12 protein-coding genes are annotated in these 11,692 nt (G+C 73.0%); 6 read left to right on the forward strand and 6 right to left on the reverse strand.

Features of this window, described 5'->3' with window-relative positions; translation table 11 throughout:
- Positions 1 to 38: 38 nt before the first annotated feature.
- From D0Z67_RS28760 to D0Z67_RS28785, 6 genes are all read right to left on the reverse strand, one after another.
- Positions 39 to 2,111, reverse strand: coding sequence for a SpoIIE family protein phosphatase (locus D0Z67_RS28760; RefSeq protein ID WP_031179540.1), 2,073 nt, complete (start codon positions 2,109 to 2,111; stop codon positions 39 to 41).
- A 91-nt stretch (positions 2,112 to 2,202) separates the two neighbouring features.
- Positions 2,203 to 3,024 carry a hypothetical protein gene (locus D0Z67_RS28765; RefSeq protein WP_031179541.1) on the reverse strand — a complete coding sequence of 274 codons (822 nt, stop codon included), beginning with the start codon at positions 3,022 to 3,024 and terminating at the stop codon, positions 2,203 to 2,205.
- Complete coding sequence (locus tag D0Z67_RS28770; protein WP_031179542.1) at positions 3,021 to 3,569, reverse strand: DUF488 domain-containing protein; 549 nt, start codon at positions 3,567 to 3,569, stop codon at positions 3,021 to 3,023. Before D0Z67_RS28770 ends, D0Z67_RS28765 begins: the two co-directional genes overlap by 4 nt.
- 29 nt (positions 3,570 to 3,598) lie before the next feature.
- Positions 3,599 to 4,459 (reverse strand): Rieske (2Fe-2S) protein, encoded by an 861-nt coding sequence (locus D0Z67_RS28775; RefSeq protein WP_031179543.1) that lies wholly within the window; start codon positions 4,457 to 4,459, stop codon positions 3,599 to 3,601.
- A gap of 153 nt (positions 4,460 to 4,612) precedes the next feature.
- Positions 4,613 to 4,837 (reverse strand): hypothetical protein, encoded by a 225-nt coding sequence (locus D0Z67_RS28780; protein ID WP_031179544.1) that lies wholly within the window; start codon positions 4,835 to 4,837, stop codon positions 4,613 to 4,615.
- A gap of 62 nt (positions 4,838 to 4,899) precedes the next feature.
- On the reverse strand, positions 4,900 to 5,142 hold the full coding sequence (locus D0Z67_RS28785) for a hypothetical protein (RefSeq protein ID WP_031179545.1): 243 nt from the start codon (positions 5,140 to 5,142) through the stop codon (positions 4,900 to 4,902).
- A 394-nt stretch (positions 5,143 to 5,536) separates the two neighbouring features.
- Here D0Z67_RS28785 and D0Z67_RS28790 point away from each other — a divergent pair, with 394 nt between their 5' ends.
- From D0Z67_RS28790 to D0Z67_RS28815, 6 genes are all read left to right on the forward strand, one after another.
- A complete protein-coding gene (locus D0Z67_RS28790; protein ID WP_244942375.1) occupies positions 5,537 to 6,187 on the forward strand; it encodes a fasciclin domain-containing protein in 651 nt (216 codons plus the stop codon).
- A 98-nt stretch (positions 6,188 to 6,285) separates the two neighbouring features.
- Positions 6,286 to 7,542 carry an NAD(P)/FAD-dependent oxidoreductase gene (locus tag D0Z67_RS28795; protein ID WP_031179547.1) on the forward strand — a complete coding sequence of 419 codons (1,257 nt, stop codon included), beginning with the start codon at positions 6,286 to 6,288 and terminating at the stop codon, positions 7,540 to 7,542.
- The gene (locus tag D0Z67_RS28800; RefSeq protein WP_031179581.1) at positions 7,536 to 8,267 is read left to right on the forward strand and encodes a DUF1365 domain-containing protein; all 732 of its coding nucleotides are present in this window, start codon (positions 7,536 to 7,538) and stop codon (positions 8,265 to 8,267) included. The genes D0Z67_RS28795 and D0Z67_RS28800 overlap by 7 nt, the downstream gene beginning before the upstream one ends.
- On the forward strand, positions 8,264 to 9,544 hold the full coding sequence (locus tag D0Z67_RS28805; RefSeq protein WP_031179548.1) for an SAM-dependent methyltransferase: 1,281 nt from the start codon (positions 8,264 to 8,266) through the stop codon (positions 9,542 to 9,544). The genes D0Z67_RS28800 and D0Z67_RS28805 overlap by 4 nt, the downstream gene beginning before the upstream one ends.
- On the forward strand, positions 9,541 to 10,854 hold the full coding sequence (locus D0Z67_RS28810; RefSeq protein WP_031179549.1) for an SAM-dependent methyltransferase: 1,314 nt from the start codon (positions 9,541 to 9,543) through the stop codon (positions 10,852 to 10,854). Before D0Z67_RS28805 ends, D0Z67_RS28810 begins: the two co-directional genes overlap by 4 nt.
- A complete protein-coding gene (locus tag D0Z67_RS28815) occupies positions 10,851 to 11,654 on the forward strand; it encodes a DUF1295 domain-containing protein (RefSeq protein ID WP_031179550.1) in 804 nt (267 codons plus the stop codon). The genes D0Z67_RS28810 and D0Z67_RS28815 overlap by 4 nt, the downstream gene beginning before the upstream one ends.
- The last annotated feature ends 38 nt before the right edge of the window (positions 11,655 to 11,692 follow it).

Genomic DNA, 11,692 nt, shown 5'->3' on the forward strand with positions numbered 1-11,692 from the left:
GCGTCGCACCACCCACCGGACCCCACCACGCGGCGGCGCTACGGATGGTCCACCACCCGTGCGAGCAGCAGGGCCACGTCGTCGTGGTCGTCGGCATGGCGCAGGCCGTGCACCAGCCGGTCGCAGACCGCCTCCAGCGAGGCGCCGGGTTCGCCCAGCAGGGACAGCAGTGTGTCCAGCCGGTCGTCGATGGCGTGCTGCCGTGTCTCCACCAGCCCGTCGGTGTACAGCACCAGCAGATCGCCCGGCTCCATCGGGACGGTGACCGCCTCGAACGGCACCCCGCCCACCCCGAGCGGCGCGGCGGTCGGCAGGTCCAGGAACACCGGGGGCCGGCCAGGCCGGGCCAGGGCGGGCGGCACATGCCCGGCGTTGGCGACCGTGCAGCTGTTGGTGGCCGGGTCGTACACCGCGTACAGACAGGTGACGATGTAGTGCTCCAGGTCGCAGGTGATCTTGTCCAGGTGGCGCAGCACCGCCTCCGGGGCCAGGTCCAGGTCGGCGTAGGCGCAGGTCGCGGTGCGCAGCCGGCCCATGGTGGCGGCCGCGTCGATGCCGTTGCCCATCACGTCGCCGACCACCAGGGCCGTGCGGTCGCCGTCCAGCGGGATCACGTCGTACCAGTCGCCGCCCACCTCGCTGGTGGCCTGCGCTGGCTCGTAACGGGAGGCCACCTCCAGGCCGGTGTGGCGGGGGGAGTGGTCGGGCAGCAGGCTGCGCTGGAGGGTGAGCGCGGTGTTGCGCACGCTCTGGAACCAGCGCGCGTTGTCGATCGCCACCCCGGCCCGGCCCGCTATCTCGGCCGCCAGCACCACGTCGTCCTCGTCGAACGGCAGCGGGTTGCGGGTCCGCTTCAGGTCCAGCGCGCCCAGCACCTCTCCGTGCGCGATCAGCGGCACCGCCAGGTACGAGTGCACGCCCGCCTCCGCCAGCAGCGCCTCGCCGTCCGCGTCCCGGGCGATCCGCGGCAGGTCGGCGGGCTGCACATGCGGGATCAGCACCGGACGCCCGGTGTGCACGCACAGCGTCACCAGCCGGTCCCCGTCATAGGCGGCCAGGTCGCCCGGCGGGTCGGCGGCGCGCGTCGCCACGGTCGGATGCGCCGCCTTCAGGGCGAGCGCCCGGAACAGCTCGGGCCCGTGGTCCGGGCTGCTCATCCGGCGGCAGGCCAGCGCCGAGTCCAGGACGTCCACCGCGACCACGTCCGCCAGCACCGGCGCCGCCACCTCGGCCAGCTCGCGCGCCGTGCGCTCCACCTCCAGGGTGGTGCCGATCCGCGCGGAGGCGTCCGCGATGACCGCCAGCCGTCTGCGCGCCCGGTCCGCCTCCCCGGCCGCCTGGTGCCGCTCCGTCACGTCCACGACGGAGACGGCCGCCCCCAGCACCCGGCCGCTCGCGTCCTCCAACCGGTAGAACGACAGCGACCAGGCATGCTGCCGTCCGGGATCGTTGCGGGGCTGCCCCACGTGGTACTGGTCCAGCAGCGGGGTGCCGGTGGTGAGGACCTGGCGCAGTGCCGACTCCACGGTCTCGATGTCCGTCAGCGGCAGCGTCTCGCGCAGACTCCGGCCCACGTGCTCGGCGGCCGGCATGCCGTCGATCCGCTCCAGTGCCGGGTTGACCAGCAGGAACTTCAGGTCGGGGTCGAGCAGGGCGAGCCCGATGGGGGACTGGTAGATCAGCCGCTCGCACAGCGCGAGGTCGGTCTCCACGCGCTGGAGCAGGTTCCGGTCCGCGGCGATGCCGAGCGCGTACACCTCCCCCTCGTCGTCGAGCAACCGCATGGTGCGGAACTCGGTCAGCCGGCTGGAGCCGTCCTTGCGCCGCACCGGGAAGGCGCCCGCCCAGCCCTGGCCGGTGGCCAGCACCTCGCTGAACAGCCGTACCGCCGACTCCATCCGGCCCGGTGACACCAGCAGTCGGCCGGCTTCCGCGCCGAGTGCCTCCTCGGAGGTGTAGCCGAAGAGATCCTCCGCCTGCGGGGTCCAGAAGACGATGCGCCCGCGGGTGTCCAGGACCACCGCGGCCACGCTCAGCAGATCCAGCAGCCCCGTCGGCCGGGGGTCCCCGGCGTCGTGCTCCTCGTCCGACTGGTAGGAGTCCACTGCCATCCCGCCACCTCCACCCAACCGGTACGGGCGTCGCCCGACAGCTCGGGACCGTTACCCCTCCATGCTGCCCCCGCCGCCCGCTCCCGCCCACTCAGCCGCCGTCCTCGCGCCCCTCCGGCTCCTCGTCGTCGTGGGACGGCACCCAGTGGTGCTCGGTGAACCAGCGGCCGAACAGCGCGCCCCCGTACACCACGAACCCCACGCCGATCAGCCAGGACGACACGACCAGCACGGTGCCGACCGCCCCGTAGCTCAGCGCGTTGGTCACGATCAGCGGGGTGAAGACCAGGGTGGAGAAGGCGCGCAGCCCCACCAGCCCGAGCAGACTGGCGAGAGCGCCCGGCAGCAGAACACGCCAGCGGACCTGGCCGCCCAGCAGGAACCACGGCCCCCACCAGAAGAAGAGGACCGTGGTCAGCGTGGTGAGGAAGACCCGGGAGAATCCGTGCATCGTGGTGCCCGTCTGCACCTCCTGGTACAGGTACGCCATCAGCACCAGCAGCCAGGTCGCCTGCCGCCACACCCGGTGCCAGCGCCCGGCGGGCAGCCCCCAGATGCGCTCGAACCCGTTCTGCACGCTCCCGCCGAAGGACACCCCGAACACCGCGAGCATCAGGATGCTCCACGCGCTGGTGGTGCCGATGACCTCGCGCGGCGGGCTGAAGACCTCGTTGAGCACCTTCGCGGAGCGGCCCGACAGCCCCATGCCGTCCGACAGCCAGGACGGGAAGCCGCCGCGCACCAGTGGGTCGGCGGCGGCGACGACGATCAGCAGCGGGGCCAGGGTCACCAGCGCGAGGGTGGCGAAGCCCATGGCCCGGTGCAGCAGTTCCAGCTCCTGGCCGCGCCGGATCAGCTTGCGAAGGGCGAGCCACTCCCAGGCGCGCTCCAGCCGGCCTCCGCGCCGGCTCACGGTTCCTCCCCGGCGGGACCCGTGGGCGGCGGGTAGGTGAGACGCCCGTCCTCGACGCGCGCGTTCTCGTTCAGCGACGCCGGCTTCGTGCTCGTCGCCGACATGATGTGGTCCACGTCCGCGCCCGCCGTGAGCAGCGCGTCGGTGATGAGCCTGCGGTGGCAGCGCCAGGGCACCGCCTCGCTGCACATGATGGCGGGCCGGCCGTGCTCGGCCAGCTCCAGCAGTTCGCCGAGGCCCTCCTGGAACTCGTCCGTGGCCATGTGGTCGGCGTAGTCCCGGAACGCCTTGACCCGCCAGACGCCGTTGGGACTCGGCACGTCCTTGGGCGTGTGCCGCCGCCCGCCCAGCTGCGGAATCCAGCGGTACTCGATGTCGGGCGGCAGCGCCTCCTCGATGGCCTGCCGGTTCCACTGCGGGAACTTCCGCGAGGAGGGGAACGAGCGCACATCGACCAGATGGGTGATGCCGTTGTTCCGCAGCATCGTCACCAGCTCGTCGAAGTCACGCGTGGAGTGCCCCACCGTGCGGATACGGTTCGTCATCCCGGCGCCGCCTCACCCGACCGGCCGGTTCAGGCGTTCGCGGCCCGCACCAGCACCCGCTCCTGGGAGATCTTCACGTCCCAGTCCGGCTGCGGCACCGTCGCCGGACCCCGCGTCACCTCGCCGTCGGAGAGCCGGAACGCGCTGCCGTGCCAGGGGCAGTGCAGGCAGCCGTCCGCGTCCACCGTGCCCTCGTCCAGCGGGCCGCCGGCGTGCGTGCAGGTGGCCGAGAGGGCGTTCACCGTGCTGCCGTGCCGCACCAGCACCACCGGGACACCGGCCGCGTCGACCCGCAGCGGCTTGTCCTCCTCCAGCGCGGTCAGCGCCGCCACGTCCGTCCACTTGCCGTTCGGCTCCTCGAACGCCGTGTGATTGACGCCGATGCCGTTCACGTACGACAGGTGGCCGCCCAGGTAGGCCGAGGCGCCGGTCAGTCCGAGGCCCACCCCGCTCAGCACCACACCGGCGCGCCGGCGGCCGGCCAGCCGGGCCACCCAGGACGCGGTTTGGAGCACGGTCGCCGCACTGTTGAGCATCCCGTGGACCAGGCCGACCCGCTGCGGGCCGCCGATGGTGTCCGCCCAGTCGGAGGCGCCGCTCGCGGCCGTCGGCACCACGGCGAGCAGACCGAAGCCGACGAGTTTGCGGGCCGCCACGGCGCCGCGCTCGCCCGCCGTCAGGTCCAGCACCGTGGCCATGCCCCAGGCGCCGATGGGCACATCTGTCAGCACCGGGTGCAGCGCGTGGCCCAGCCAGGTGCCGGAGAGCGCGTTCTTGACGGCGGTCGGCTGCGTCACCTTGTTCACCAGCTTGGCCGCCGGACCGGTGAGGGCGTCGAGCGAGGTGCGGCCCTCGATGTCCCGGATGACGTGCTCGATCTGCTTGGGCATGACACTCGCTCCTCATAGCGTTCGGACCTGGCGGGCCGGTGTCCGTCACGGTGCTCCGGCTCGCGCTCTCATCTGGGCCAGGCTGTCCTTGCCCGAGCATCCCGGGCCGCCGGTACGGCAGTTCGCCGCCGGTGGCTGGCCGGGTTCCCCTCTTCAGCGGGGCCACTCCCGCGGGCCCGCGCCCCGCCATTCGATCCACCCCGCGCCGACCACGTCCGTCTCCTCGATCGACGCCAGGACCTCGGGGCCGGCCCGGCGCAGGAACTCCACGACGTCCAGCACGGTGTAGGCCATGCCGACGAACCGGTCCCCGATACGCACCCGCCTGCCGCCGTCCGGGGCGGGCGGGTAGATCACGACGGGGATGTCCGCAGCCATGTCCCGAGCGTGGCCCAGGACCGCGGTCCCCGCATGCCGGAGTGCTCCGTGACGGGGGGGGGCTACTCGACCGCGGGGTCCTCGTGGCTGTGCCGTACCGCTTCCTGGACCGACCGCTCCAGCGCGCCGCGGTCCTCACCGGTCTCCGCCGACCGGTCGGCGATGGCCGCGCACACGGCGTCGTACGCCGTGCGCCAGCGGCGCCGCTGGGCGTCGTACTCGCTCCCGGTGAGACCGGCCAGCTTGGCCCGCTCCACCTCGGCGGACCGTTCCAGGGCGATGAGGCTGTCGGGAATCTCTGCCACGTGGGGATCGTAAGCGCGGCGGCCTGGGGGCGCCTCCCGGGTCCCGGAGGCGGGGTCTGGGGACGGGCGGCGATAGATCCGGTGCCGGAGGGCCGGCGGATTGGTTTCGATCTTTCTTTCACCTGATCGGGGGAGTGACCAATCCGCTTCGGCGGCAGGTCCGGATTCCCTGTGTGAGGGATGAAGAGCGGTACCAACGGTCGCCGGCCGCCCCGGCGCGCTTCGCACTGGGCGCGCCGCGCGGACCGCTCTTCGGAGGAGTCGGGGCGCCGACTGCCACGAGCCGCCCCGACTCCACCGGCGCCGCCCGCCTCCCCTCCGCCCCGGCTCAGTTTCACCCGTGACGACCATCGGCGCGGCATCCGTCGCGCCCCCATCAGGAGATGACGTACAGATGATGACCACCACCCGCACCCGCCGTGCCGCCGTCACCCTCGCCGCCGCCGCGGTGCTGCCCCTCGCGCTGAGCGCCTGCTCCTCCAGCGACTCCAAGGACAGCGGGAAGTCCGACTCCTCCGCGGCCGCCTCCTCGCCCATGGCGAGTCAGAGCATGGGTGCCGGCTCCATGGACCAGCCGTTCGGCCCGGCGTGTTCCTCGGTGCCGAAGAACGGTGCGGGTTCCTTCGACGGCATGTCCAAGGACCCGGTGGCCACCGCCGCCTCCAACAACCCGGCCCTGTCCACGCTGGTCGCGGCCGTGAAGAAGGCCGGTCTGGTCGACACGCTCAACAACGCCCAGAACATCACGGTGTTCGCGCCGACCAACGACGCCTTCAACAAGATCCCGAAGGCCACCCTGGACAAGGTGCTCAACGACAAGGCCCAGCTCACCAAGATCCTGACCTACCACGTCGTCGGCAAGAAGCTGGCGCCGAAGGACCTGGAGAACGGCTCCTTCGACACCCTGGAGAAGTCGAAGGTCATGACCTCCGGCTCGGGCGAGTCGTACACCGTGAACGACTCCGCCAAGGTCGTCTGCGGCAACGTCAAGACCTCCAACGCCAACGTGTACATCATCGACACCGTCCTGATGCCCAAGAGCTGACCCCACCCCGGCAGCGCCCGCCCGCTCCGGGTCCCCGGAGCGGGCGGGCGCGCAGCCCTTTCCACCCCTGACGCCCACTTTCTCGAAGGGAAAGCACGATGCGCCGAACCGCCGTCGTGGGCAGCGGAGTCGCCGGACTCACCGCCGCCCATGTGCTGCGCCGGGCCCACCACGTCACCCTGTACGAGGCGGACGACCGCCTCGGCGGCCACGCCCACACGCACGACCTCATAGCCCCGGACGGCCGCATCCACCGGGTCGACTCCGGATTCATCGTGCACAACCGGCGCACCTACCCGAACCTGCTCCGCCTCTTCCGTGAACTCGGCGTCGCCACGCAGGAGTCGGAGATGAGCATGTCGGTGCGGTGCGAGGGCTGCGGCCTGGAGTACGCCGGCGCGCGCGGCGCCCGCGGCCTGCTCGCCCAGCCCCGCAACCTGCTGCGCGGCTCCTACCTGCGCATGCTCGCCGAGGTGACCGCCTTCCACCGGGCCGCCCGCGCCCTGCTGGAGCACGGCGGCCACTCCACGATGACCCTGGGCGAGTTCATGGACCGGTCGGGCTTCTCCCCGTACTTCCGGGCCCACTTCATGACCCCGCTGGTCTCCTGCGTCTGGTCCTGCGACGCCGAGACCGCGCAGCACTACCCGGCCGCCTATCTCTTCCGGTTCCTCGACCACCACGGGATGCTCTCCGTCACCGGCTCACCCGTGTGGCGCACCGTGACCGGCGGCTCACGCAGCTATGTCGACCGGGTCGCCGCCGAGGTGCAGGACGTCCGCACCAGCACCCCGGTCCGCACCGTGCTGCGCCACGCCGACGGGGTCGACATCACCACGCGGGACGGCGTCACCGAGTCCTACGACCACGTCGTCGTCGCCGTCCACCCCGACCAGGCGCTCCGGCTGCTCGGTGACGCCTCCGCCGAGGAGAAGGAGGTGCTGGGCGCCTTCCGCTACTCCCGGAACACCACCCTGCTGCACACCGACGCCGCCCTGCTGCCCCGGGCCGCCGGCGCCCGCGCCTCCTGGAACTACCTCATGCCGAGTTGTTCGGCGGGCTCGGACCGGGTACGCGTCACCTACGACATGAACAGGCTCCAGCGTCTCGACGCCTCCCAGCGCTACCTCGTCACCCTCGGCGGCGAGGACCGCGTCGATCCCTCGCGCGTCCTCGCCCGGATGCGCTACGAACACCCCGTCTACACCCCCGAGTCGGTCGCGGCCCAGCAGCGGCTGCCCGCACTCGCCACCTCCGTCACCGCGTTCGCCGGCGCCTACCACGGCTGGGGGTTCCACGAGGACGGCTGCCGCAGCGGGGTCGCGGCCGCGAAGGCGCTGGGGGTGACCTGGTGAGCACGGCCGCCCTGTATCCGTGCGTGGTCCGGCACACCCGCCGGGCCCCCGTCCACCACGCCCTGCGCCACCGCACCTACATGTGGCTCGTCGACACCGACCACATACCCGAACTGCCGCTGCCGCTGCGCCCGTTGGCCCGCTTCCGGGCCCGCGACCACTTCACCGGCCGTGCCCCCTCGATCCGGGCCGCGCTCGACGGTTTCCTCGCCGAGCACGGCATCGACCTCGAAGGGGGCCGCGTCATGATGCTCACGCACGCGCGGGTCCTCGGTCACGTCTTCAACCCCCTCACCCTGTACTGGTGCCACGACCCCGACGGCCGGCCCCGCTGCGTGGTGGCCGAGGTGCACAACACCTACGGCGGCCGCCACGCCTACCTGCTGCACACCGACCCGGCCGGCAGGGCGGACGTGGACAAGGAGTTCTACGTCTCGCCGTTCTATCCGGTGGACGGCCGCTACCACATGCGGCTCCCGCTGCCCGGCGACCGCCTCCAGCTCTCCCTGCGCCTGGACCGCCCCGGCAGCCCGCCCTTCACCGCGACCGTCCACGGCACCCGCCGCCCCGCCACGACGGGCGCGCTGCTGCGGCTCTCCCTGCGTCACCCCTGGTCGACCCTCGCGGTGTCGGCCGCCATCCGTTTCCACGGCATCCGCCTTTTCCTCAGGGGCCTGCCGGTGCAGCCGCGCCAGGTCCGCCACGACCCGGAGAACGCCACATGACCACAGCCCACCCCCGCCCCACGACCAGGACCGCCGCGGCGGCGGTCCCGGCCCCGGTGGACGCCGGCCGCTGGCCCGACGTGGCCGCCGTGCCCAAGGCGTCCCGGCCGGTGCGTACCGTCGCCGCCGCCGTCGTACGGCACGCCCTGGGCCGGCTGCCGCTGTGGGTACGGTTCCCCGACGGCACCATCCTGGGCCAGGGCGGACCGCTCATAGAGGTGCGGGACCCGGACGCCTTCCACGCCCGCATCGGCACCACGGGCCTGATCGGCTTCGGCGAGTCGTACATGGCGGGGGAGTGGGACGCCCCCGACCTGGTCGGCGCGCTCACCGTGCTCGCCTCCCACGCCGCCGAACTCGTCCCCGCCCCGCTGCAACGGCTGCGCCGCCTGTGGGCGCTGCGCCAGCCCGCCGCCCAACGGAACACCGCGACCGGCGCCCGCGACAACATCAGCCGCCACTACGACCTGTCCAACGACCTCTTCGCGCTCTTCCTGGACGACACCCTCACCTACTCCTCCGCCGTCTTCCGCGGCTTCCCCGCCGAGCACGCCCTGCTTCCCGCCGCCCAGCACCGCAAGATCGACCGGCTGCTGGACCTCGCGGAGGTGGGCGAGGGCACCCGGCTGCTGGAGATCGGCACCGGCTGGGGCGAACTCGCGCTGCGCGCCGCCGCCCGGGGCGCCCACGTCACCTCGCTGACCCTCTCCCGCGAACAGCGCGACCTCGCCCGGCGCCGCGTCGCCGAGGCCGGCCTCGCCGACCGGGTCGCCATCGAACTGTGCGACTACCGCGAGGCCGAGGGCACCTACGACGCCATCGTCAGCGTGGAGATGATCGAGGCGGTCGGCGCCGAGTTCTGGCCCGTGTACTTCCGCACCCTCGACGAGCGCCTCGCCCCCGGCGGCCGCGTCGCCCTCCAGGCCATCACGATGCCGCACGACCGGATGCTCGCCTCCCGGGACACCCACACCTGGATCCAGAAGTACATCTTCCCCGGCGGCCTGCTGCCCTCCGTCGAGGCCGTCGACCAGACCGTGCGGGAGCACACCGGCCTCGCCGTCACCCGGCGCGACGCCTTCGGCGCGCACTACGCCGAGACCCTCAGGCTGTGGCGCGAACGGTTCGCCGAGCGCGCCGAGGAGGTCGACGACCTCGGCTTCGACCACGTCTTCCGCCGCCTGTGGACCTTCTACCTCGCCTACTCCGAGGCCGGGTTCCGCTCCGGCTACCTCGATGTCCAGCAGTACCTGCTCACCAAGGAGCCCACTCGATGACCGACCTCCGCACCCCCGTCCGCACCGGCGCCGCGCACCGGCTGGCCGCGCTCGTCGAAGACGCGCTCGGGGTCCCGCTGCCGGTCCGGCTGCGCGCGTGGGACGGCAGCGAGACCGGCCCGTCGGGCACCCCCGTCGTCGTACTGCGCTCCCGCCGGGCGCTGCGCCGGCTGCTCTGGCAGCCCGGTGAACTCGGCCTCGCCCAGGCGTACATCACCGGCGAGCTGGACGTGGAGGGCGACCTCGCCGAGGGGCTGCGCACCGTCTGGGCCGCCGGCCGCGAACGCGGCGCCCACGCACCGCGCCTGACCCTGGCCGACCGGGCCCGCGCGGTCGGGGAGGCCGCACGGCTCGGCGCGATCGGCCCCCGCCCGCCGGTGCCCGCCTCCCAGGCCCGGCTGCGCGGCGGCCGGCACACCAAGGCCCGCGACCGGGCCGCGATCAGCCACCACTACGACCTCTCCAACGACTTCTACCGCCTCCTCCTCGACGACACCATGGCCTACTCCTGCGGCTACTGGACCGCCGAGGCCGGCGAGAACGCCGATCCCGCCGACGCCCAGCGGGCCAAGCTCGAGCTGATCTGCCGCAAGCTCGGCCTCACCGCCGGCTCCCGGCTGCTGGACATCGGCTGCGGCTGGGGCTCGCTCACGCTGTACGCCGCCGAACAGCACAAGGTCGAGGTCACCGCCGTCACCTTGGCCCGCGAGCAGGCCGCGCACGTCCGTGAGCAGGTCCGTGAACGCGGCCTGGAGGACCGGGTGGAGGTGGTCTGCCAGGACTACCGCGACATCAGCGGCTCCGGCTACGACGCGGTGTCCACCATCGAGATGGGCGAGCACGTCGGCGACGACGAGTACCCCGCCTTCGCCGCCGCCCTGCACCGCATGGTCCGCCCCGGCGGCCGGGTGATGGTCCAGCAGATGTCCCGGGGCGCCAACGCGCCCGGCGGCGGCGCGTTCATCGAGGCGTACATCGCGCCCGACATGCACATGCGGCCCCTCGGCGACACCGTCAACCTCCTGGAGGCGGCCGGTCTGGAGGTGCGGTCCACGGAGTCGATGCGCGAGCACTACGTACGCACCGTCGCCGCCTGGCACGAGACCCTGGAGCGCCGCTGGGACGACGTCGTCGCCCTGGTCGGCACCGAGACCGCCCGCGTGTGGCGGCTGTACCTGGTCGGCGGGGCGCTCGCCTTCGAGGAGGGCCGGATGGGCGTCGACCAGATCCTCTCCGTGCGCAGGGACGGCGCGGGCGGCAGCGGGCTGGACCTCTCCGAGGCCGCCGACTGGTACCGGGACCTGGTGTGAGCGGCTTCGCCTGGGGCGCCTTCGCCGCCAACCTCGGCTGGGCGGCGCTCACCGCGCTCGGCGTCATGGTGATCACCTTCGCCGTCGCCGTGCGCAAGGGCATGCACCGGATCGTGGACATCGCCTGGGGCGCCGCGTTCGCCGCGGTCGCCCTGGCCACGTTCGGCGCGTCGGCGGGCGAGGGAGACCTCGCCCGCCGGGCCCTCGTCACCGCCCTCACCGTCGTCTGGGGTCTCCGGCTCGCCGTCCACATCGGGCGGCGCGGCCGGGGCCACGGCGAGGACCCGCGCTACGAGGACATGCTCGGCAAGGCGTCCGGCAACCGGAACCTGTACGCCTTCCGCATGATCTACCTGCTCCAGGGCGCCCTGGTCTGGCTGGTCTCGCTGCCGGTCCAGGCCGCCCAGTACGCGGGCGGACCCGTCTCGGTGCTCGCCTGGCTGGGGACGGCCCTGTGGGCGGTCGGCATCTTCTTCGAGGCCGTCGGCGACGCCCAGAAGGCCCGCTTCAAGGCGGACCCGGCCAACAAGGGCCGCATCATGGACCGGGGCCTGTGGCGCTACACCCGGCACCCCAACTACTTCGGCGACTTCTGCGTCTGGTGGGGCCTGTTCCTCATCGCCTGCGACGGCGGAGCCGCACCCGCCCTCGTCTCCTTCGTCTCGCCGCTGGTGATGAGCTATCTGCTGATCAACGGCAGCGGCAAGCGGCTGCTGGAGCGCCGGATGTCCGGCCGCCCCGGCTGGGCGGAGTACGCCTCCCGCACCAGCGGCTTCTTCCCGCTGCCCCCGCGCGGCTGACGCCGGACCACGAAAGGAGGGGAGCCCCGGACCACCGG

It is taken from the genome of Streptomyces seoulensis (assembly GCF_004328625.1).
Taxonomy (GTDB): Bacteria; Actinomycetota; Actinomycetes; order Streptomycetales; family Streptomycetaceae; genus Streptomyces; species Streptomyces seoulensis.